At 58.1% G+C, this 20936-nt stretch carries 23 protein-coding genes; 21 read left to right on the top strand and 2 right to left on the bottom strand.

Translation table 11 applies throughout. From position 1 onward, the window contains the following. The first annotated feature begins 23 nt into the window (after positions 1-23). Genes MARHY_RS06280 through flhB form a run of 8 tightly spaced genes read left to right on the top strand, consistent with a single transcriptional unit; the run spans position 24 to position 5481 of the window. Positions 24-524 carry a flagellar basal body-associated FliL family protein gene (locus tag MARHY_RS06280; protein ID WP_011785462.1) on the top strand — a complete coding sequence of 167 codons (501 nt, stop codon included), beginning with the start codon at positions 24-26 and terminating at the stop codon, positions 522-524. A 41-nt stretch (positions 525-565) separates the two neighbouring features. Next, positions 566-1564 (top strand): flagellar motor switch protein FliM, encoded by a 999-nt coding sequence (fliM, locus tag MARHY_RS06285; RefSeq protein WP_014421039.1) that lies wholly within the window; start codon positions 566-568, stop codon positions 1562-1564. After that, on the top strand, positions 1557-2057 hold the full coding sequence (gene fliN / locus MARHY_RS06290) for a flagellar motor switch protein FliN (RefSeq protein ID WP_014421040.1): 501 nt from the start codon (positions 1557-1559) through the stop codon (positions 2055-2057). Before fliM ends, fliN begins: the two co-directional genes overlap by 8 nt. A 1-nt stretch (position 2058) precedes the next feature. Next, positions 2059-2508, top strand: a complete 450-nt coding sequence (fliO, locus tag MARHY_RS06295; protein WP_014421041.1) for a flagellar biosynthetic protein FliO — start codon at positions 2059-2061, stop codon at positions 2506-2508. A gap of 4 nt (positions 2509-2512) precedes the next feature. Continuing rightward, a complete protein-coding gene (fliP, locus tag MARHY_RS06300) occupies positions 2513-3274 on the top strand; it encodes a flagellar type III secretion system pore protein FliP (protein WP_011785458.1) in 762 nt (253 codons plus the stop codon). An 8-nt stretch (positions 3275-3282) separates the two neighbouring features. Next, positions 3283-3552: a flagellar biosynthesis protein FliQ gene (fliQ, locus tag MARHY_RS06305; RefSeq protein WP_014421042.1), complete on the top strand. Its 270-nt coding sequence runs from the start codon at positions 3283-3285 to the stop codon at positions 3550-3552. A 4-nt stretch (positions 3553-3556) separates the two neighbouring features. After that, positions 3557-4342, top strand: coding sequence for a flagellar biosynthetic protein FliR (fliR, locus tag MARHY_RS06310; protein ID WP_014421043.1), 786 nt, complete (start codon positions 3557-3559; stop codon positions 4340-4342). 2 nt (positions 4343-4344) lie between these two features. Further along, a complete protein-coding gene (gene flhB / locus MARHY_RS06315) occupies positions 4345-5481 on the top strand; it encodes a flagellar biosynthesis protein FlhB (RefSeq protein ID WP_011785455.1) in 1137 nt (378 codons plus the stop codon). A 53-nt stretch (positions 5482-5534) separates the two neighbouring features. On the opposite strand, the gene MARHY_RS06320 is transcribed toward flhB, so the two are convergent. Beyond that, the gene (locus MARHY_RS06320; RefSeq protein ID WP_011785454.1) at positions 5535-6791 is read right to left on the bottom strand and encodes a uracil-xanthine permease family protein; all 1257 of its coding nucleotides are present in this window, start codon (positions 6789-6791) and stop codon (positions 5535-5537) included. Positions 6792-6793: 2 nt separating this feature from the next. Next, a complete protein-coding gene (upp, locus tag MARHY_RS06325; protein WP_011785453.1) occupies positions 6794-7432 on the bottom strand; it encodes a uracil phosphoribosyltransferase in 639 nt (212 codons plus the stop codon). Positions 7433-7655: 223 nt separating this feature from the next. Here upp and flhA point away from each other — a divergent pair, with 223 nt between their 5' ends. The 13 genes from flhA (at position 7656) to MARHY_RS06385 (ending at position 20838) form a co-directional block, all read left to right on the top strand. Continuing rightward, entirely contained in the window at positions 7656-9830 is a 2175-nt protein-coding gene (flhA, locus tag MARHY_RS06330) for a flagellar biosynthesis protein FlhA (protein ID WP_014421044.1), read from the top strand. 55 nt (positions 9831-9885) lie between these two features. Then, entirely contained in the window at positions 9886-11199 is a 1314-nt protein-coding gene (gene flhF / locus MARHY_RS06335) for a flagellar biosynthesis GTPase FlhF (RefSeq protein WP_014421045.1), read from the top strand. 72 nt (positions 11200-11271) lie between these two features. Further along, positions 11272-12084, top strand: coding sequence for a MinD/ParA family protein (locus tag MARHY_RS06340; RefSeq protein ID WP_011785450.1), 813 nt, complete (start codon positions 11272-11274; stop codon positions 12082-12084). Between the two features lie 32 nt (positions 12085-12116). Further along, positions 12117-12860: an RNA polymerase sigma factor FliA gene (locus MARHY_RS06345; RefSeq protein WP_023010591.1), complete on the top strand. Its 744-nt coding sequence runs from the start codon at positions 12117-12119 to the stop codon at positions 12858-12860. Positions 12861-13020: 160 nt separating this feature from the next. Continuing rightward, on the top strand, positions 13021-13404 hold the full coding sequence (gene cheY, locus MARHY_RS06350; RefSeq protein WP_011785448.1) for a chemotaxis response regulator CheY: 384 nt from the start codon (positions 13021-13023) through the stop codon (positions 13402-13404). A gap of 21 nt (positions 13405-13425) precedes the next feature. After that, positions 13426-14211 (top strand): protein phosphatase CheZ, encoded by a 786-nt coding sequence (locus MARHY_RS06355; protein ID WP_014421047.1) that lies wholly within the window; start codon positions 13426-13428, stop codon positions 14209-14211. A gap of 18 nt (positions 14212-14229) precedes the next feature. After that, a complete protein-coding gene (locus MARHY_RS06360) occupies positions 14230-16359 on the top strand; it encodes a chemotaxis protein CheA (protein ID WP_014421048.1) in 2130 nt (709 codons plus the stop codon). A gap of 33 nt (positions 16360-16392) precedes the next feature. Beyond that, on the top strand, positions 16393-17538 hold the full coding sequence (locus MARHY_RS06365) for a protein-glutamate methylesterase/protein-glutamine glutaminase (RefSeq protein ID WP_014421049.1): 1146 nt from the start codon (positions 16393-16395) through the stop codon (positions 17536-17538). Next, the gene (locus MARHY_RS06370) at positions 17538-18278 is read left to right on the top strand and encodes a flagellar motor protein (RefSeq protein ID WP_011785444.1); all 741 of its coding nucleotides are present in this window, start codon (positions 17538-17540) and stop codon (positions 18276-18278) included. The genes MARHY_RS06365 and MARHY_RS06370 overlap by 1 nt, the downstream gene beginning before the upstream one ends. 19 nt (positions 18279-18297) lie before the next feature. After that, positions 18298-19080, top strand: coding sequence for a flagellar motor protein MotD (motD, locus tag MARHY_RS06375; protein ID WP_011785443.1), 783 nt, complete (start codon positions 18298-18300; stop codon positions 19078-19080). A gap of 23 nt (positions 19081-19103) precedes the next feature. Then, on the top strand, positions 19104-19250 hold the full coding sequence (locus MARHY_RS18705; protein ID WP_157680627.1) for a hypothetical protein: 147 nt from the start codon (positions 19104-19106) through the stop codon (positions 19248-19250). A 21-nt stretch (positions 19251-19271) separates the two neighbouring features. Then, positions 19272-20069, top strand: coding sequence for a ParA family protein (locus tag MARHY_RS06380; RefSeq protein WP_011785442.1), 798 nt, complete (start codon positions 19272-19274; stop codon positions 20067-20069). Further along, positions 20062-20838 carry a chemotaxis protein CheW gene (locus tag MARHY_RS06385; protein WP_023010589.1) on the top strand — a complete coding sequence of 259 codons (777 nt, stop codon included), beginning with the start codon at positions 20062-20064 and terminating at the stop codon, positions 20836-20838. The genes MARHY_RS06380 and MARHY_RS06385 overlap by 8 nt, the downstream gene beginning before the upstream one ends. The last annotated feature ends 98 nt before the right edge of the window (positions 20839-20936 follow it).

Here is a 20936-nt window from a genome sequence, read left to right on the forward strand (position 1 = left end):
CAAAAAAGTGACAAGCGAGTGTTATGGCCGAAAATACTGCGACCGAAGCGCCTGCCAAAAAAGGCAAGCTGAAACTGATCATCATGCTGGTGATCATCATTATCCTGGCGGTGGGCCTTTCCGTGGTCGGGACACTCTGGTTCCTGGGCGGAGGATTGCCCGGCGCAGATGACGCCGAAACCACGACTTCGGCAGAGCCCGCGTTTGTCGCCAGCAGTTATACCGAAATTGAGAAAGCCCTGGTGACCACCGTTCAGGCTCAGGGTCGACAGCGCTATGCCCAGGTCTATGTATCATTCGAAGCCAAAGATCCTGCTGCACTGGCCGCCGCTGACGTTCATATGCCGCTTATCCGCAGCCAACTGGTGATGGTGCTGGGCAGCAGCGACTTCATGCAGTTGCAAACGCCGGAAGGTCGTCAGACGCTGGCCGACAGCATGCTGCAGACTGTGAATCAGGTGCTGGAGCAGGAAGGGGAGCCGGCAATCGACCGGGTATTGTTCCGGAATTTTGTGGTTCAGTAATCATACCGGGCGGATAACCAACATTAGGGGCAGGAACAGGTATGCAGGATTTACTGTCACAGGACGAGATCGATGCCCTCCTCCACGGGGTGGATGATGGTGACATCGATACCTATGAAGAGACCGATGATACCGGCGTAAAGAACTACGACCTCGCCAGCCAGGATCGGATCGTCCGTGGCCGCATGCCAACGCTCGAGATGATCAACGAGCGTTTTGCCCGCTATACCCGTATCAGTCTGTTCAACCTGCTGCGCCGCAATGCCGATGTCTCCACCGGCGGCGTCCAGATCATGAAGTTCGGTGAGTACATCCATACCCTGTACGTACCCACCAGCCTTAACCTGTGCAAGGTTCGCCCGTTACGCGGTACATCCCTGTTCGTGCTGGACGCCAAGCTGGTGTTCAAACTGGTGGACAACTTCTTCGGTGGTGAGGGCCGCCATGCCAAGATCGAGGGGCGGGAATTCACACCGACCGAAACCCGAATTGTGCAAATGGTACTGAATCAGGTCTTCCACGATATGAAAGAAGCCTGGCATGCGGTCTTGCAGGTGGAATTCGAATACCTCAGCTCGGAAGTCAACCCGGCCATGGCCAACATCGTCAGCCCGAGCGAAGTGGTCGTGGTCAGCACCTTCCATATTGAACTCGATGGGGGGGGCGGCGAACTTCATTTCGCACTGCCGTATTCCATGATCGAGCCAATACGCGATGTGCTGGATGCGGGTGTGCAGAGTGATATTGATGATGTCGACGAACGCTGGGTAAACGCCTTGCAGGAGGACATCAAAGAGGTCAATGTGCCCATCAATACCACCGTCTGCCGGCGCCGCATATCGTTGCGTGACATTGCCCGGATGAAAGCTGGCGATGTGATTCCGGTAGAGATTCCCGAGTACCTGACGGTGACCGCCAATGGTATTCCAATCTACAAGGCAACGCTGGGCACCCGCGACGGTAAGCTGGCGCTGAGGATTCACGACCGGGCCAAGTTGCCCAAGGTAAAGAAACAACTGAAGGTGGGACGCAATGGCTGACGACGACAAGAAAGACGAGCAGGAACTCAGCGAAGACGAAAAGCTGGCGGCCGAGTGGGAAGCGGCAATGGACGAGTCTGGCGATGCAGAGGGCTCCCGGGAAGACGAGTGGGCAGCGGCTATGGCTGAGGCTGAAGGTGGCGACGACCAACCTGAAGCCGAACGCCAGGACGTGCGCACCGCGCCCATGGAGGAGTTTGGCGCGGACCAGGGCGCTGGTGGTGGCGAGTCTCCGGACATCGACGTGATCCTGGATATCCCCGTCACCATCTCCATGGAAGTGGGCAACACCCAGATTCCGATACGCAATCTGCTCCAGCTGAACCAGGGCTCGGTGATCGAACTGGACCGGCTGGCGGGCGAGCCACTGGATGTGCTGGTCAATGGCACCCTGATCGCCCACGGTGAGGTGGTCATGGTCAATGAGAAGTTTGGTATCCGGTTGACGGACGTGATCAGCCCGGGCGAGCGAATCAAACGGCTGCAGAAATAATATGACAAGACTGACGGGCTGGTTGCTGTTGTGGGCTCCGCTGCCGCTGTTGGCCGAGGAAACGGCAAAGGCGGGCGAAATCGCCACCTCTGGTGGGCGTGCCCCGGATACTGTGGCGACGATACTGAGCCTGGGAGCGGGCCTGCTGGCAGTGGTGGCCATCATTTATGGTTGTGCCTGGCTGATCCGTCGGATGGGCGGCATGACCGGTATGAACAACAACGCCATCAAGGTGGTGTCTGTGCTGGCCATCGGTGCCAGGGAACGTATTGCGCTGGTGGAAGTGGGGCAGCAGCAGATTCTGCTTGGTATTACTCCCAGCACGATCAGGACCCTGCATGTATTTGATCAGCCGGTGGTGGATGCCGGCAATGCCGGCTCCAGTGACTTCGCCCGCAAGCTGCAGTCCATGATTGGCAAATCCTGGTCAGCGCCAGAGAGGAAAGACTAACGTCATGGTGGTGGCCATTCTCAAACGCGGTTTTCCCTGGCTTGCGCTGATTGCCGGCCTTTGTCTTCCCGCCCTGGCCCAGGCTGATCTGCCCGGCATTCCGGCATTTACGGTTGAGCCCGGCGAGAACGGCACCGAGGAGTACTCGGTAACCCTGCAGATCCTGGCGCTGATGACCGCGCTGACTTTCCTGCCGGCCATGCTGATGATGATGACCTCGTTTACCCGGATCATCGTGGTCTTTGCGATTCTTCGTCAGGCTCTGGGGCTACAGGCCACACCCTCCAACCAGATTTTGCTGGGGCTGGCGCTGTTTCTGAGCATTTTTATCATGAAGCCGGTGCTGGAAGAGGCGAACCGGGTCGGCCTGCAACCATACCTGCAGGAAGAGGTGACTTCACTGGAGGCGGTGGAACTGGCCAGCCAGCCGTTTCGCAAGTTTATGCTGGAACAGACTCGAGAAGACGACCTGGCGCTGTTCATGAGGATTGCCGATGTTCAGTATGAAACACCGCAGGACGTGTCTTTCTGGATTCTGATGCCAGCGTTTGTCACCAGTGAACTGAAGACGGCGTTCCAGATCGGGTTTATTCTGTTTATACCATTCCTGATCATCGACATGGTGGTGGCCAGTGTTCTGATGGCCATGGGTATGATGATGCTGTCACCCATTATCATCTCGCTGCCGTTTAAAATCATGCTGTTTGTGCTGGTGGATGGCTGGGCCCTGATCATGGGAACTCTGGCCGCCAGTTACGGGATCTAGGAGGTATCATGACTCCGGAAACGGTTATCGACATACTGCGAGAAGCGCTCTGGCTGATTGTTTTGCTGTCTGCCGTCATCATCGGGCCGGGGCTGGCAATTGGTCTTGTGGTCAGTACCTTCCAGGCTGCCACCCAGATCAACGAGCAGACCCTCAGTTTCCTGCCTCGCCTCCTGATCACACTGATCGTGATCATTGCCGCCGGGCCCTGGATGCTGACCACCTTGCTGGACCACGCCAACGGGCTGATCTCCCGCATTCCCTATCTGATCGGCTGAGCCCATGCTGCCGGCGGAGTTCAGTGCAGATCTGATCGGCCAGTGGGTGGGGCAGCATATCTGGCCATTGTTCCGGCTGGCCAGTTTTCTCATGGTCATCCCTGTTTTCGGTACTCAACTGGTGCCGGCGAGGGTGCGGCTGGGACTGGCGTTACTGATGACCATCCTGATTGTGCCCATGATCCCTCCCGTTCCCCAGGTGGAAGCGCTCAGTGCCGACGCGGTCGTCATCACGCTGCAGCAGATCCTGATTGGTATCGGCCTGGGCTTCGCGCTGACCGCACTCTGGCAGTTGTTTGTGATCGCCGGGCAGATGATTGCCATGCAGATGGGCCTGGGCTTTGCCTCCATGGTAGACCCCGCCAATGGTGTTAACGTGCCAGTGCTGGCTCAGATCTACACCATCACCATTACTTTGCTGTTTCTGGTGATGAATGGCCATCTGGTGGCCTTCGAGGTGTTCATCGAGAGTTTCTATACCTTGCCTATTGGCCTGGAGGGGCTGGGGCAGGATGGTGTGTGGGCGCTGGCCCATCGCATTTCATGGATGTTTGCCTCAGCTATGTTGCTGGCATTGCCGGCCGTGACTGCGGTCCTGATTGTGAACATCTCTTTCGGTGTAATGACCCGTGCGGCGCCACAGATGAACATCTTCGCCCTCGGCTTTCCGATTGGCCTGATTTTTGGATTGTTTGCTATCTGGGTCTTACACGCCAATTTCCTGCCACACTTCGATCAGTACACGCGGGAAACGTTCGATTTCATGCGTGCTCTGCAAGGGCAACCCTGACCATGGCCGAAGAGAACGACAACAGTCAGGAAAAAACCGAAGAGCCTACCCCCCGACGCCTGGAAAAGGCCAAGGAGGAAGGCCAGACGGCCCGTTCCAAGGAACTCGCTACCATGGCGGTATTGCTGGCCGGTGCTGGTGGGCTTCTGATTTTTGGTACGTCGCTTGGCGCATCTATTGAGTCCATCATGCGCGACTCCTTCGTAATCGAGCGCTCTGCGATTTTTGATACCCGGCATATGAGTGTTCAGCTGATACTGGCAGCCAAAGAGGCGGCCTGGGCGCTGTCACCGATACTGGTGATGTTGCTGATTGCCGCCATTGCCGGCTCCATTGGCATCGGCGGTCTGCTGTTCAGTGCCAAGGCCATCGCACCGAAATTCAACCGGATGGATCCGATCAAGGGCCTGGGACGAATGTTCTCCATGCGCTCCCTTATCGAGCTGGTTAAGGCGATTGCCAAGGTGGGCCTGGTGATGGCGGTCGCCATCCTGATCCTGAACCTTCGCACCGAAGACTTGCTTGCGATTGCCGAAGAGCCGACCGTACCTGCCATGGAGCACGTGCTGTGGACGCTGGGCTGGAGCTTCTTCTTCCTGTCCTGCGCCACCATTGCCATTGCCGCCATCGATGTGCCTTTCCAGATCTACGATCACCAGAAAAAGCTCCGTATGACCAAGCAGGAGGTCAAGGACGAGTACAAGGACACCGAGGGCAAGCCGGAGGTCAAAGGCAAGATTCGCCAGCTCCAGCGGGAGATGGCCCAACGCCGGATGATGCAGGACGTTCCCAAGGCCGATGTGGTGATTACCAACCCGACCCACTATGCCGTGGCATTGAAGTACGATCAGAAAACCATGGGCGCGCCAGTGGTGGTGGCCAAGGGGGCAGACGAGGTGGCCTTCAAGATTATGGAAATTGCCAGGGAGAACAAGGTCGAGGTCCTGCGAACACCGCCACTGACACGGGCGGTGTATCACAATACCGATATTGGTGAAGAGATTCCGGACGGCCTGTACATGGCCATTGCTCAGGTGCTGGCCTACGTCTTCCAGCTGCGTCAGTTCCGCAAGGGCCGGGGGCCGAAGCCCGGCATGCCGGACTTCCCGATTCCGCCCGATATGCGGCGTGATATCTGAAGCCCTCTATTCCGGCGAACCGGAATAGAGGCAGGATATTGCTTTCCGCGGGGTCAGCTGGATTCGTGCTCGTGAATCCGCTTGCCCCAGGCTTCCCGTTCGCCCGGCAGGATCAGGTTAAGGATGATGGCAACCACTGCGCACAGGGCGATGCCTTCCAGTTGGCCCAGCGCCATGTTGCCGATACCAAAGACCAGGGTCACGCCTACGATCACCAGATTACGGGACTGGGACAGATCCACCTGATGTCGGATCAGGGTATTCAGGCCGACAACGGCGATTGAACCGAACAGCAGGCAGAGGATGCCGCCCATAACCGGTACCGGAATGGTCTGCAACGCGGCGCCGAACTTGCCGACAAACGCCAGAACAATGGCAACCACCGCCGCCCACCACATAACTTTCGGGTTGAAGTTCTTGGTCAGCATCACCGCACCGGTTACCTCGGAATACGTGGTGTTGGGAGGACCGCCAAGCAGCGAGGCAGCGCTGGTGGCCAGACCATCACCCAGCAGGGTACGGTGCAGGCCCGGTTTTTCCAGATAGTTCTTGCGGGTAACGTTACCGATGGCCAGAACGTCGCCGATGTGTTCGATGGCCGGTGCGATGGCGACCGGAATCATGAACAGGATAGCGCCCCAGCTGAACGCCGGTGCTACGAAGTTTGGCATTGCCAGCCACTCAGCCTGCTGGATCGGCGTTGTGTCAACAATGCCCATGATGGCAGAGAGAAGGTAACCCACGAGGACACCAAACATGATCGGGATCAGTCGGAAAATGCCCTTGGCCCAGACCGACATGATGATGGTCACGGCCAGAGAGATCATGGCAATCCATATGGCAGTGTTGTAGGGCACCAGCTGAGTCTGGCCGTCACCGGTTTTGCCCGTAGCCATAAACACGGCTACCGGAGCCAACCCCAGGCCGATGGTCATGATGACCGGTGCAATCACCACCGGAGGCAGCAGCCGGGTAATGAAGCCGGTACCACGCAGGCGAATCGCCCCGGACAGAATGATATACAGAATGCCTGCGGCCATCAGGCCACCGAGGGTTTCTTCCAGGCCAAAGCGGCCTTTGGAGGCCAGCACCGGCGCGATAAACGCGAACGATGAAGCCAGGAAGATCGGGATCTGGCCACCGGTGACAATGTGAAAAATCAGAGTGCCCAGGCCGGCAGTGAACAGCGCGACGTTCGGGTCCAGGCCGGTAATCAGTGGCATCAGTACCAGGGCGCCAAAAGCCACCAGCAGCATCTGGGAACCGGCAATAGCCTGTTTCCATACCGGATCGTTGTTATGGTCCTGCATGCTCAGACGTCCTTCTGCTTGGTGCCGAAGATCTTGTCGCCGGCATCACCCAGGCCCGGCAGAATGTAGCCTTTCTCGTTCAGGCGCTCATCCACCGATGCGGTGTAGATGGACACGTCCGGGTGTTTTTCCAGAACCTTTTCCACGCCCTCCGGCGCAGCCACCAGAACCAGGGCCCGGATTTCGGTGCTGCCGGCCTTCTTGAGCAAATCGATGGTGGAAATCATGGAGCCGCCGGTAGCCAGCATCGGATCGATGATCAGGGCCATGCGCTGATCCAGCTCGCCTACCAGTTTTTCCAGGTAGGTTTCCGCTTCGAGGGTGTCTTCGTTGCGGATCTGGCCAACCACGCTCACCCGGGCCACTGGAATCAGGCTCAGGACACCGTCCAGCATGCCCAGACCGGCACGTAGGATGGGCACGATGGTTACCTTCTTGCCGTGGATCTGCTCCACGGAGACCGGGCCGGCCCAGCCCTCAATGGTTTTTTCCTGAAGATTGAAGTCTTTGGTGGCCTCGTAAGTCAGCAACGCGCCAACTTCCTGTGCCAGCTCTCGGAAGTTTTTGGTACTGATGTCGGCGCGGCGCATGAGGCCGAGCTTGTGGCGGATCAGAGGGTGCTTCACTTCATGGATCGGCATGGGGTCACCTGTGTGTTCGGGTTTCTGGCTTGAATCGGGATAATGCAAATGGCGAAAGGATACCGTATCTGGGCCGCTGCGTCAGGCGTTGAAAGGTGCGCAGACGTCAAATTTTGCAAGGGCTGGTACGGTTCTTGCGATACCACCCGGAAAGCGACCCCTGGTGTCAGATTTTCGACCCGGAAAATGCCCGCAGGCACAGATACGTGGAGACAGACCCGGCATGGACAGAGCTCTAGTCCTTAACAACGTCAAATCCCTGACGCGGGGGAACCTCGGCATCCCCCTGATGCTGATGGGGCTGCTTGGCATGATGATTCTGCCCATGCCTGCGTTCCTGCTGGATGTGTTCTTCACCTTCAATATCACTCTGTCCATCGTCATTCTGCTGGTCTGTGTGTACGCCATGCGGCCGATGGAATTTGCCTCGTTTCCCACGGTATTGCTGGTGGCCACCCTGTTGCGGCTGGGCCTGAACGTGGCGTCCACCCGGATTGTATTGCTGAACGGCCATGAGGGCGGTGATGCTGCCGGTAAAGTCATCGAGTCCTTTGGTGAAGTCCTGATTGGGGGAAACTACGCTGTTGGTCTGGTGGTTTTCGCCATCCTTATGATCATCAACTTCCTGGTTGTCACCAAAGGTGCCGGCCGGGTGTCTGAGGTCAGTGCCCGCTTCACTCTGGATGCCATGCCGGGCAAGCAGATGGCGATTGACGCCGATCTGAACGCCGGGCTGATCAATCAGGACGAGGCGAAGTCACGCCGTTCGGAAATCGCTCAGGAAGCGGACTTTTACGGTTCTATGGACGGCGCCTCGAAGTTTGTGAAAGGCGATGCCGTTGCAGGCTTGCTGATCCTGGCGATCAACATCGTTGGTGGTGTGGCTATCGGCATGATGCAGCACGGGTTGGATTTTGGTCTGGCAATGGAGCGCTATGCGTTACTGACCATCGGTGATGGTCTGGTTGCCCAGATTCCCTCGCTGTTGCTCTCCACGTCTGCCGCCATCATGGTTACCCGGGTCACCTCCAGCCAGGACATGGGTGGCCAGATCATTCAGCAGATGTTCAGCGCTCCCAAAGCGTTGGGCATTGCGGCCGGTATCCTGATTCTGCTTGGCCTGATTCCGGGGATGCCCCACATCGCGTTTCTCGGCCTTGGTTTGCTGGCCGCTGGCGCAGCCTGGTTTATCTGGAAGAAACAGCAGCAAACGGTTGAGGATGAAGGTGGTTTTGTTGGCCGTGGCGGCATGGCTGGTGGTGCGGCCCGGCAGGGTGCGGAAATCTCTCCGGATCGTCCGGGTGGCGAGGGGCAGGCACTGCCGGCGCCGGGAGAAACCCGCGAGCTCGGATGGGATGACGTGGCCACGGTGGACATTGTCGGGCTGGAGGTAGGCTACCGCCTGATTCCGTTGGTAGACAAATCCCAGGGTGGACAATTGCTCAGTCGGATCAAGGGGGTTCGTAAGAAGCTTTCGCAGGATCTGGGCTTCCTCATGCCCTCGGTGCACATTCGCGACAACCTGGATCTTATGCCGAACGTCTACCGGATTACCCTGATGGGCGTGACCATTGCCGAGGCCGAGATCCATCCGGAGCGGGAGCTGGCCATTGATCCGGGGCAGGTGTTTGGCAAAGTTGAAGGCATTGCCGGCAAGGACCCCGCCTTCGGCCTGGACGCCATCTGGATTGAGTCCGACAGGAAGGATCAGGCCCAGACCCTGGGTTACACCGTGGTGGATGCGAGTACCGTGGTGGCGACACATCTGAATCAGATCCTGCAGAAACACGCTCATGAACTGATTGGCCACGAAGAAGCCCAGAAGTGGCTGGACCAGTTGGAGAAGATTTCGCCCAAGCTGGCGGAGGAACTGGTGCCGACCACGATTTCCATCAGCATCCTGTTGAAAGTTTTGCAGAACCTGTTGAAAGAAGAAGTGCCGGTGCGGGATATGCGCTCCATTGCCGAGGCCATCGTGAACGTGCATCCAAAGAGTCAGGACCCGAAAGTACTGACCACGGTAGCCCGCCAGGCGCTGCGCCGGATGATTGTTCAGAGTATTTGTGGCAACGACGCCGAAATCCCTGTTATCACGTTGGATCCAGACCTGGAACAGTTATTGCTGAAGTCTGTTCAGCAGAGTCAACAATCCGGCGGTCAGGATGACATTGGTCTGGTGCTTGAGCCCAACATGGTGGAAAAGCTGCAACGATCCCTTCAGGACAGCGTGCAGCGCCAGGAAATGCTCGGCAAGCCCGCCATCCTGCTGGTTTCTGGGCCCTTGCGGCCAGTACTGGCGAAGTTTGCCAGCTACGGGGTAGAGCGTTTGCATGTGCTCTCTTACCAGGAAATCCCGGATAACAAACAGATCACGATAGTCGCTTCTGTGGGTCAATAAACCGACGGAGCATCGCGGGGAGCCAGAGTGCTTGCCGGTGGGAGGATGAAACAGCATGAAAGTAAAACGGTTTTTTGCGCAGTCCATGGCTGAGGCCCTGAAGCAGGTAAGCCACGAAATGGGGCCGGATGCCGTTATTCTGTCTAACCGCCGGGTTGATGGTGGTGTTGAGATCGTGACGGCACTCGACTACGACGAAAACATGGCGCGTCAGCGTCTTGGCGATAGGGCGGTTGAAGCCACCAACGGCTCCCGGCTGGCAGAGATGCAGGCCGAGCAGCATCGTCGGCTGGAAGAGGAGCTGAACCGGTCCCGCAGTCGCATTCGTGAGGTTCGGGAAAAGCGCGCAGGAAGTGGCGCCTCAGGTGGCGTGGCGTCGTCCTTGTCTTTCGAGACTGCCGATTTTCCGGCGTCACGTCCCAGTGATGAAGCGCTGGCAAAGCCGTTTGCGGGTAGCGAATCCGGCGCCGGTGGCTATGCCGATGAACTGGCCAGTATGCGTGCCGAAATCAGCTCTCTGCGTGATCTGGTCAGTGGTAAGGCTGCAACTGCCACGCCGACCGGCAACAGCGCAGTTCAGCAACGATTGGCCGAGCGCCTGCAGGAGTTCGGTTTGGGCGCGGAGCTGGCCGGCTCTCTGTCCCGTCGGCACCGGGCCGGGCGTCTGGAGGACGGCTGGAAGCAGTCACTGAAAATGCTGGCGACCGGCGTTCGTACCGGTCGCGAAGACTGGCTTGATGCCGGCGGTATCTATGCCCTGGTCGGGCCAACCGGGTCTGGCAAAACCACCACCATTGGCAAGCTGGCGGCTCGATACGTGCTGGAGCATGGTCCGGATTCGTTGGCCCTGGTCACCACCGACCGCTACCGTGTGGCCGCTCATGAGCAGCTGTTCGTGTTCGGCCGCATCCTGAATGTGCCCGTGCGTGTGGTGGATGAGAGCCATTCCCTGGATGACATTCTTGATGAATTATCGGATCGACACCTGGTGCTGATTGACACTGCCGGCCTGACCAGTGCCGACCGCGGTTACCAGGAACAACTGGCGGAGTTGGCTCGCAGCGATCACAATATCCGTACACATCTGGTGGTCTCCGCCACCAGTCAGCCACGTATCATGAAATCCGTGTGGCATTGCTATAAGATGGCAAACCTTGCAGGCTGCATCATGACCAAGATTGATGAGGCCCTGACCCTGGGCGAAGCGCTCGGGTTCGTTATGGAGACCAGCTTACCGGTGGCTTGGTACACCGATGGCCAGAAGATACCGGAAGATCTCCAGAGGGCGGAGGCCATTCCGTTGGTGCGCCTGGGCGTAGAACGGCTTAAGGCTGTGCAGAGCGCACAGGCAGTCGCCGAAGGTGCCTGAGCCTCGTTGGCGACAGAATAAAACACCGGCACGCGTGCCCGTACAAGAACGTAGTAAGAGACTGATAACAGTATGAGCAGACCACATCCGGTTCAGGTGATTGCGGTTTCCGGCGGCAAGGGCGGTGTCGGCAAGAGCAATGTTTCGGTCAATCTCGGTATCGCCCTGGCCCAGAAGGGGCGCCGGGTTGTCTTGCTGGACGCGGATCTCGGGCTCGCCAACATCGATGTGTTGCTCGGCATTACCGCTAATCGAAATCTGCAAGACGTACTCAGCGGCGATTGTGATCTCAAAGACGTGCTGGTGAATGGTCCTGGTGGTATCAAGATTGTACCGGCTTCCTCCGGCACCCAGCGTATGACCCAGCTCAGCGCCATGGAACATGCCGGCCTGATCAACGCTTTCAGTGAGCTGGGCGATCAGATTGACGTTCTGATTGTGGATACCGCCGCAGGTATTTCTGAATCGGTGGTCAGCTTCCTCAGGGCATCGCAGGAACTTCTGCTGGTGGTCTGCGACGAACCTACCTCCATTACCGATGCCTACGCGCTGATCAAGCTGATGAACCGGGATTATGGCACGAACCGCTTCCGTATCCTGGCAAACCAGGTCCGCAATGAGCAGGAAGGCCGCCATCTGTTTGAAAAACTGACCCGGGTCACCGAGCGTTTTCTGGATGTGGCACTACAATATGTAGGTATCGTGCCTTACGACGAGGCCGTCAAGAAAGCCGTCCAAAGACAGAAAGCGGTATTGGATGCCTATCCGAGGGCGAAAGCCTCGCTGGCTATCCGGGCTCTGGCCGAAAAAGTGGATAGCTGGCCTTTGCCGTCCTCTCCCAGGGGGCATCTCGAATTCTTCGTGGAGCGGCTCGTCGAAGTCTGATCTGAATCCAGTCCTACAAGAAAACCGGATACATGACATTGGCGAAACATCTGGGAATTTACCATCAGGCCGGCGCCAGGAGCCCTTCAGCCCTGATTGAAGAGCATGCGCCGCTGGTCAAGAAAATCGCCCTTCATCTCATGGCCCGGCTGCCGCCATCAGTGCAGCTGGAAGACCTTATGCAGGCCGGTATGATTGGCCTGCTGGAGGCCGCGCAGCGCTATTCTTCCGGCAAAGGTGCCACCTTTGAAACCTACGCAGGGATTCGCATCCGCGGTGCCATGGTGGATGAGATCCGCAAGGGCGACTGGGTGCCCCGCTCAGTGCATCGCAACGCCCGGCGAATCGCCAGTGCTATCAAACAAGTGGAAGATCGTACCGGGCGCGAGGCCCAGGATGCCGAAGTAGCTGAAGAGCTTGGCATTGGTCTGGACGAGTATCATGCCTCACTTGCCGACGCGAACAGCGGTAGACTTTTTAGTCTTGATGAGCTCAATGAATCCGGCGAGCTGCCGATAGAAGAAGCAGAAGCGAGTGATAATCCGCTGGACGGTATTGCTTCAGGCGCTTTCCAGCGCAGTCTAGCAGACGCCATTGAGCAGTTGCCTGAGCGTGAAAAACTGGTATTGAGCCTGTATTACCAGGAGGAGCTCAACCTCAAGGAAATCGGTGCGGTGCTTGGGGTCAGTGAGAGCCGGGTAAGCCAGATTCACAGCCAGGCGGCGTTGAGACTTCGCAGCCGGCTGGCCGAGTGGCGGGATGGTGACAACGACTGATCGGCCAGGTGCTGTGTTTCGCTTTCAGCAAGCTGTGTAGCTTTTGGTAAACGATGCTTTACAACGTGCGCAAACACCACACAATAAGCGCTTAAGGTAGCAGCCTGCTAGACTTCCAAAAGGCTGAATGAATTCCGGGTGTTACTGACTGGAGGTCCCATTGGACAAGAACATGAAAATTCTCATTGTGGATGACTTCTCCACAATGCGACGCATCATCAAAAACCTGCTGCGAGATCTCGGCTTCACCAATACGGATGAAGCGGACGATGGCAACACCGCGTTGCCCATGCTCCGAAGCGGCAAGTATGACTTCCTGGTGACTGACTGGAACATGCCCGGCATGTCGGGCTTTGACCTTCTGAAGGCTGTCCGTGCTGATGAAAATCTGAAGAACCTGCCGGTTCTGATGGTAACGGCGGAGGCCAAGCGGGACCAGATCGTGGCGGCGGCTCAGGCCGGGGTGAACGGGTATGTGGTCAAGCCTTTCACGGCAGCCGTGCTGAAGGAAAAGATCGAGAAAATCTTCGAACGAATCCAGTAACCAGAGGTCGGATGGCTCGCCATGAGTGATACCAAACAGAACCATCAGGGCCTTGATCCGGAGGTGGCGGAGAAGCTTCAAAAGCAGGCCTCCGACCTGGCCGAGAATGTAAACGCCGGGAATTATGCCAAGGCGATGACCCTGATCAATGAACTGAGCGAGGTTCGCGATCAGAGTCTGTATCGGGAAGTGGGGCGACTGACCCGCAGCCTCCATGAGGCAATCCGGAACTTCCAGATAGACCCGCGTAATGCCGAGCAGAAAGAAGTGCTGTCGAAGATGAGCGACGCTTCTGACCGTCTGGCCTATGTGGTTCAGATGACCAGCCAGGCGGCGAACCGCACCATGGATCTGGTTGAGGAAAGCATGCCGGTGGCTCACGCCATGCGGGATGAAGCGGTTTCCCTGCGGGATGAGTGGCAGCGTCTGCGCCGTCGTGAAATGGAGCCTGCGGAGTTTCGGGAGCTTTACGGTCGCATCGACAAGTTCTTCGCTGGCCTGACGACAGACTCCGACAGTCTGTACCAGAACCTGTCGGAAATCCTTCTGGCTCAGGATTTTCAGGATCTTACCGGTCAGGTTATCCAGAAGGTCACCGCGTTGGTGAAAGAGGTGGAAGACAACCTTCTTGGTCTGGTGGTGATGGCCAGCCACGTTGATCAACTGACCGGCACAGTGCATCAGATTGAAGAAAAAGAAGAATCGGCCGAAAAAGGGGTAGGGCCCCAGATCAAGGCCGATGAGCGGGAAGATGTAGTTTCGGGACAGGACGATGTGGACGATCTGCTGTCCAGTCTCGGATTCTGATAATAAAGAGGGTGACGCATGGCGTTAGATGCTGATGAAGAGATCCTGCAGGACTTCCTGGTAGAAGCCGGCGAGATACTCGAAAAGTTGTCGGAGCAGCTGGTGGATCTGGAGCAGCATCCCGATGACAGCGATCTGCTGAACGCCATTTTCCGTGGCTTCCATACCGTGAAAGGGGGCGCAGGCTTCCTTCAGCTGGAGGCATTGGTTAATTGCTGCCACTCTGCGGAGAACGTGTTTGATATTCTCCGGAATCACAAGCGCAAGGTAACACCGGACCTGATGGACGTGGTGCTGGAGGCGCTGGACAACGTTAATGCCATGTTCGAAGAAGTCCGCAACCGGGAAGAACCGACGCCCGCGCCGGACGAACTGATTGAAGCTCTGGATGCACTCGCCAAACCCGAGTCCGAGGATGCACCGGCGGTGGAAGCACCAACCCCGGCACAGGAGCCGTCGTCTGCGGATGTCGGGCAGCAAGGGGATCAGGGCGATATCACTGACGAAGAGTTCGAGCAGCTGCTGGACGCGTTGGCGGATGAAAAATCCGATGGCCAGAAACCGGTCGGCAACGAGCAGGTGAGCACCCCGGCAGAATCCGCCGGCGGCTCAGACAGTGATGAGATTACCGACGATGAATTTGAGGCCCTGCTGGATCAACTCCACGGCAAGGGCCAGTTTGCCGGCGCACCTGCGGAAGATGAAGCGCCCAAGGCAGATATCGACACCAGCGGTGGCTCGGAGAAATCATCCGGTGACGCCGATCTGATTTCCGACGACGAATTCGAGAACCTGCTGGACGAACTGCATGGCAAGGGTGCAGGCCCAAGCGCGGGGGCTGCCGCAGGTGAGCCCAAGCCTGCGCCGGCTCCATCAAGCAAGGCCGAACCAGCCCAGGAACCAAAGAAAGCGGAAGCCAAAGCCGAGAGCAAGGCCGCTGCCAAGCCGGCCCCTGCGCCTGCACCTGCCCGTGAGGCCGCACCAGCGGGCGAAACCACGGTTCGGGTTGATACCAAGCGCCTGGACGACATCATGAACATGGTGGGCGAACTGGTGCTGGTGCGTAACCGCCTGCAGCGTCTGGGTTCCGAAAGCGAAGACGAACACATGCACAAGGCAGTGGCCAATCTCGATGTGGTGACCACGGATCTGCAGGCTGCCGTCATGCAAACACGGATGCAGCCGATCAAGAAAGTTTTCGGCCGTTTCCCCAGAGTGGTGCGCGACCTGGCCCGCAGTCTGAAGAAAGAAGTGAATCTGGTCATGCACGGTGAGGAAACCGACCTGGATAAAAACCTGGTTGAAGCTCTGGCCGATCCCCTAGTGCACCTGGTGAGAAATTCCGTGGATCATGGTGTCGAGGCACCGGACGTACGGGAAAAGGCCGGCAAACCTCGCGCTGGAACCGTGACTCTGTCGGCGGAGCAGGAAGGCGACCATATTCTGCTGTCCATTGTCGACGACGGCGCCGGTATGAATCCTGATGTCTTGCGCCGCAAGGCGGTCGAGAAGGGCCTGTACGATCAGGATGCGGCAGACCGCCTTACCGATAACGAATGCTTCAATCTGATTTTTGCGGCCGGTTTCTCCACCAAGGACCAGATTTCCGATGTATCTGGTCGGGGTGTCGGCATGGACGTGGTGAAAACCAAGATCGGCCAGCTCAATGGGCAGATCAATATCATGTCCGAACAGGGCAAGGGCACCAGCATTATCATCAAGGTGCCGCTGACTCTGGCCATTATGCCAACGTTGATGATCATGCTCGGTGACCAGTCTTTCGCGCTGCCGCTGGTGAATGTGGTGGAGATTTTCCACCTGGATCTGACCAAGACCAACATTGTCGACGGCAAAGAGTGTATTGTCGTGCGGGACAAAGTGTTCCCACTGTTCCACATCAAGCGCTGGCTGGTGCACGGTGCGGCAGGTCAGGCCGAGCCGGAGAATGCGCACGTGGTGATTGTGGCCATGGGCACCAAACAGGTCGGCTTTGTCGTTGATCAGCTGATTGGCCAGGAAGAGGTGGTGATCAAACCTCTGGGCCGGGCCCTGCAGGGGACGCCAGGAATGGCCGGCGCCACCATCACCGGTGATGGCCGTATCGCCCTGATTATTGATGTGCCGAGCCTCCTGCAGCACTACGGCTGAACAGGAATTTCCGGGATTGTGTAGGAGAAATGGATGACAGTTTCTGTCCTGGTCGTGGATGATTCGGGCTTTTTTCGCAAACGGCTGACGGAAATCCTGACGGCCTCGGGCCAGATTAAAGTGGTAGGCGCCGCCACCAACGGGCGGGAAGGTGTCGAGCTGGCAGAAAAACTGCGCCCCGATGTGATCACCATGGATTACGAGATGCCGGTGATGGACGGCATCTCTGCCGTGCGCGAGATCATGCGCAAACATCCCACCCCGGTTTTGATGTTCTCGTCCCTGACCTATGAAGGTGCCCGCGTTACCCTGGATGCCCTGGAAGCCGGGGCAGTGGATTTCCTGCCCAAGAACTTCGAGGAAATTGCCAGGGACACCAGTCAACTTCAGAAAATCCTTATCCAGCGTATTCTGGATGTGGCCGGTAGCCGCCCGGGTGCCCGATCGGCGCCTGTGGCCCCGAGGCCGGCGGCACCGGCTGCGGAACCTCGCCGTGAACCTGTCGAGCGCGCCGGTTCGCGCCTGCACCGCCCGGTAACGACGGAACCCCGTAAAGACCCTGCGACCTCCGAGCCGGTTCGTAAACCCACCAGAAAAACGGCCGCCAGGCACTACAGTGTGGTAGCCATCGGCACTTCCACCGGTGGCCCCGTTGCGCTGCAAAAGGTGCTCACGGCGTTACCGGCTTCGTTTCCCGCGCCCATCGTATTGGTTCAGCACATGCCCGCCAGCTTCACTCCGGCCTTTGCCGAGCGGCTCAACAAGTTGTGTCGCATTGAGGTGCGCCAGGCCGAGGACGGCGACGTGCTTCGTCCGGGACTGGCCCTGCTGGCGCCCGGTGGCAAGCAGATGATGATTGAAAGTCGCGGCGGGCAGGCAAAAGTGCGGATTCTTCCGGGCGATGACCGCTTGAATTACAAACCCTGTGTGGATGTTACCTTCGGTTCTCTGGCCAGGAGCTTCCCAGGCAAAACCCTGGGTCTGATCCTTACTGGTATGGGTTCCGACGGAAAGGAAGGCTGCAGGATGATGAAGCAGTCCGGTTCCGTGATCTGGTCCCAGGATGAGAAATCCTCCGTCATCTATGGCATGCCGATGGCTGTGGCCAAAGCCGGACTGAGCGACGAGATTCTGGCGCTGGAGGATATTGGCGCGCGGCTGGTTGAAGGTGTGAGCTGATGGATATTCTGAGCCTGCTCGGAATCATCCTGGCGTTCGTGGCCATCCTGGGTGGCAATCTGCTGGAAGGAGGCGCTGTCAGTTCGCTGTTCAACGGCCCGGCCGGGTTGATCGTGGTGGGCGGAACTCTGGCGGCGACCATCCTGCAAACCTCCTGGCCGATGCTCAAGCGTGCCTTCGGTCAGGTTCGCTGGGTGTTTATTCCGCCCTACATCTCGCTGGAAGATGGCATTGGCAAGGTCATCGACTGGAGCGTCAAAGCCCGCAAACAGGGCCTGCTGGGCCTGGAAGGGCTTGCGGAGAGAGAGCCCGAGCCGTTTGCCCGGAAAGGGCTGCAGTTGCTGGTTGATGGTGCCGAGCCCGAGTCCATTCGCAGTATCATGGAAGTCGACCTGGAAACCCGGGAGCAGCGCGATCTGGAGTCGGCCAGAGTCTATGAGGCCATGGGTGGGTATTCCCCCACTATCGGTATTATTGGCGCGGTGATGGGCCTGATTCAGGTCATGACCAATCTGGAAGATCCCCAATCACTGGGTGGCGGCATCGCCACGGCCTTTGTGGCGACCATCTACGGCGTTGCCCTGGCCAACCTGTTGTTCTTTCCGGTGGCCAATAAATTGCGGGGCATCATCAAGGAACGCACCCGTTATGAGGACATGATGATCGATGGCATTATCGCCATTGCCGAGGGCGAAAACCCGAAATCCATCGAATTGAGACTGCGGGGCTTCCTGCAGTAATTCCGGGCCAGGGCTTCCTATGCGCCGTCGCAGACCACCCCAGGATGATCTCCACAACAAGGAACGCTGGCTGATTTCCTACGCGGATTTCATCACGCTTCTGTTTGCCTTTTTCGTGGTGATGTACTCGGTATCGTCCGTGAATGAGGGCAAGTACAAGGTGCTGTCGGAAACCTTCACCGGTGTCTTTAACGCCCCCCAGCGCTCATTGCAACCGGTCACCGTAGGCGGCCAGCCGGTCCGGGCGCCGCAACAACAGCATGAAGATGTTATTCCGCCGCCGGTTACCGAGGCGCCCCGTAATCCGGAACTGGATGCCGAGGGTCGCACCGAGGCTTTGCGAACCATGGCCAACCAGCTTGCCATGGAATTCGACGAACTGATCAATCAGGGGGTAGTGAGTCTGGAAACCAGCAGCGAGTGGATTGAACTCAATCTGCCGAACAGCATGCTCTTTGGCAGTGGTGATGCTGAGCCCCATTACGACTCTTTTGAAGTCATTGAAAAGATCGCCAGTGTACTGCGCAACCGCGACAATGCGGTCAAGGTGGAAGGCTTTACCGATAACCAACCCATTCGTACCAGCCGCTTTCCGTCCAACTGGGAACTTTCGACCGCCCGTGCAGCGGCTGTCGCCCGGATGTTGATGATGGAGGGCATCGAGCCAGAGCGCCTGGCAGCGGTGGGTTATGGTCAATACCAGCCTGTGGCCCGCAACGATACCGAGGAGGGCCGGCGGCGTAACCGCCGGGTGGTTCTGCTGATCTCCCGGGATGCAAGCATCCGGGGGGCGGTGCGCTGATCACCTGCCGGTGGCAGATGCGTATGGCTGAGCTGGCACACTTCCTGTATTACCTGTTGTTCATCGTCCGAATCGGCAAGGGGTTGCCGCAAAACCATCGATTCGGCTTTCAAGTTACCCGTATCCTTGCCGATAAGTTGAACAGAGGCCGGCGCATGACGCCAGGCTGAGCCGTTACCGGAGAACAAAACGTGCGTATCTGGGCTGTAGCCAATCAAAAAGGTGGAGTGGGGAAGACAACCTCTGTGGTCGCCCTGGGCGGACTGCTGGCCCAGCGCGGCAAGCGTGTGCTGGTGGTTGATCTGGATCCGCACGGATCGCTGACCAGCTGGTTTGGTTATGACCCGGATACCATCGCCCACAGCGTATTTGACCTGTTTCAGCATCAGGGCAAGGTTCCTGAAGGCCTGCCGGCGCAACTGATCACCGATACCGGTTGCCCCGGGCTGTCGCTGCTGCCTGCCAGTACTGCACTGGCCACCCTGGAGCGTCGGATGATTGGCGTTGAGGGTATGGGGCTGATTGTCTCCCGTGCCCTGGCCCAGTTGTGGGATGATTTTGACTACGTGATTCTCGACAACACGCCGTCACTGGGTGTGCTCATGGTGAATGCACTGGCCGCTGCCCAGTACCTGGTGATTCCGGTACAGACCGAGTTTCTGGCCATCAAGGGCCTGGAACGAATGCTGCACACCCTGCAAATGATCATGCGCTCCCAGAAGAACGAATTACCGTACATGATCGTTCCCACACTCTATGATCGCCGGACGCAGGCTTCGGTCAAGAGCCTTAATCTGTTACGCAAGACCTATCAGGATACCCTCTGGCGTTTCGCCGTACCGGTTGATACCAAATTCCGGGATGCCAGCCAGGCCGGGGTTATTCCCTCGCAACTGGATGCGGAAACCCACGGTGTCCGGGCCTATGATCATCTGTTGGACGACCTCCTGAAGCGAACCGGTTCGGTGAAGGAGCGTCAGCATGGCTGACAGAAAAATGACGCAACTGGCAGCGCCGGAAGCGGCCATTGCCAGTTATCTGGATGAATTGCTGCACACCGCCACCAGCACTGCGTTGCAGGAAGAACAGATACAGCCTGAGCCGGAGCCGTTAGTGGCGCAACCGGAGCCGGAGCCGCCGAAACCGGTAAAAACCGAAGCAAAGCCTGTCACCAGAGCCCGTCCTCGCCCAATCGTTCAGGCACCTGTGGTGGAACAGAAAGCGCCGGAGCCGGTTCAGACGGAGGCGCCGGTCACGGCCCCGGGCAACGATGGCGAGGTGCCACCGGCGCGCCCGGACTGGTCGGAAGAGCCGTTCGAGTGCCTGATTTTTACGGTGGCCGGGCTGCAGTTGGCGGTGCCGCTGGTTCTGTTGGGCGCCATCCATCGTATTGAAGAAGAGATCCGGCCAATTCCTGGCAGTCCCCGGTGGTACATGGGGATACGGCCTGATCGGGACCACAACCTGCGGGTTGTGGACACCGCCGAGTGGATTATGGCTGGCCGGGTACCGGCTGGTGCCCGGGACAATTATCGGTTTGTGATCCGGCTGGATGACAGTGAGTGGGGGCTGGCCTGTGACGATGTGGCCCAGTCTTTCACGCTGCGGCCGGATGAAGTGCGCTGGCGCACAGCGCGCAGCAAGCGCCCCTGGCTGGCGGGCACCGTGGTTGACCACATGTGTGCGTTGATCGATGTGCGTACCATGGCGCATCTGCTGGTGCGGGCAGAGCGTGAACACCATCTGGATCTGAGTTAAACAGGTCCGTTACTCAATGAAACCGTGTGAGGCTGGCACGGTTTGTGCCCTTAACTATAGTATTGGGCACTGATGATGAATTTTTGACGATCAGGTTG

It is taken from the genome of Marinobacter nauticus ATCC 49840, assembly GCF_000284615.1.
Lineage (GTDB): Bacteria > Pseudomonadota > Gammaproteobacteria > Pseudomonadales > Oleiphilaceae > Marinobacter > Marinobacter nauticus.

Excerpts from the sequence above, each read along its gene's own strand:
- fliO (WP_014421041.1), top strand. The coding sequence starts at position 2,059 with ATGACAAGACTGACGGGCTGGTTGCTGTTGTGGGCTCCGCTGCCGCTG.
- MARHY_RS06365 (WP_014421049.1), top strand. The coding sequence starts at position 16,393 with ATGACAGTTTCTGTCCTGGTCGTGGATGATTCGGGCTTTTTTCGCAAA.
- fliR (WP_014421043.1), top strand. The coding sequence starts at position 3,557 with ATGCTGCCGGCGGAGTTCAGTGCAGATCTGATCGGCCAGTGGGTGGGG.
- MARHY_RS06355 (WP_014421047.1), top strand. The coding sequence starts at position 13,426 with ATGAGTGATACCAAACAGAACCATCAGGGCCTTGATCCGGAGGTGGCG.
- MARHY_RS06340 (WP_011785450.1), top strand. The coding sequence starts at position 11,272 with ATGAGCAGACCACATCCGGTTCAGGTGATTGCGGTTTCCGGCGGCAAG.
- motD (WP_011785443.1), top strand. The coding sequence starts at position 18,298 with ATGCGCCGTCGCAGACCACCCCAGGATGATCTCCACAACAAGGAACGC.
- MARHY_RS06345 (WP_023010591.1), top strand. The coding sequence starts at position 12,117 with ATGACATTGGCGAAACATCTGGGAATTTACCATCAGGCCGGCGCCAGG.
- fliM (WP_014421039.1), top strand. The coding sequence starts at position 566 with ATGCAGGATTTACTGTCACAGGACGAGATCGATGCCCTCCTCCACGGG.
- fliQ (WP_014421042.1), top strand. The coding sequence starts at position 3,283 with ATGACTCCGGAAACGGTTATCGACATACTGCGAGAAGCGCTCTGGCTG.
- MARHY_RS18705 (WP_157680627.1), top strand. The coding sequence starts at position 19,104 with ATGGCTGAGCTGGCACACTTCCTGTATTACCTGTTGTTCATCGTCCGA.
- flhF (WP_014421045.1), top strand. The coding sequence starts at position 9,886 with ATGAAAGTAAAACGGTTTTTTGCGCAGTCCATGGCTGAGGCCCTGAAG.
- fliP (WP_011785458.1), top strand. The coding sequence starts at position 2,513 with ATGGTGGTGGCCATTCTCAAACGCGGTTTTCCCTGGCTTGCGCTGATT.
- MARHY_RS06385 (WP_023010589.1), top strand. The coding sequence starts at position 20,062 with ATGGCTGACAGAAAAATGACGCAACTGGCAGCGCCGGAAGCGGCCATT.
- MARHY_RS06360 (WP_014421048.1), top strand. The coding sequence starts at position 14,230 with ATGGCGTTAGATGCTGATGAAGAGATCCTGCAGGACTTCCTGGTAGAA.
- upp (WP_011785453.1), bottom strand. The coding sequence starts at position 7,432 with ATGCCGATCCATGAAGTGAAGCACCCTCTGATCCGCCACAAGCTCGGC.
- MARHY_RS06370 (WP_011785444.1), top strand. The coding sequence starts at position 17,538 with ATGGATATTCTGAGCCTGCTCGGAATCATCCTGGCGTTCGTGGCCATC.
- flhB (WP_011785455.1), top strand. The coding sequence starts at position 4,345 with ATGGCCGAAGAGAACGACAACAGTCAGGAAAAAACCGAAGAGCCTACC.
- flhA (WP_014421044.1), top strand. The coding sequence starts at position 7,656 with ATGGACAGAGCTCTAGTCCTTAACAACGTCAAATCCCTGACGCGGGGG.
- MARHY_RS06280 (WP_011785462.1), top strand. The coding sequence starts at position 24 with ATGGCCGAAAATACTGCGACCGAAGCGCCTGCCAAAAAAGGCAAGCTG.
- fliN (WP_014421040.1), top strand. The coding sequence starts at position 1,557 with ATGGCTGACGACGACAAGAAAGACGAGCAGGAACTCAGCGAAGACGAA.
- MARHY_RS06320 (WP_011785454.1), bottom strand. The coding sequence starts at position 6,791 with ATGCAGGACCATAACAACGATCCGGTATGGAAACAGGCTATTGCCGGT.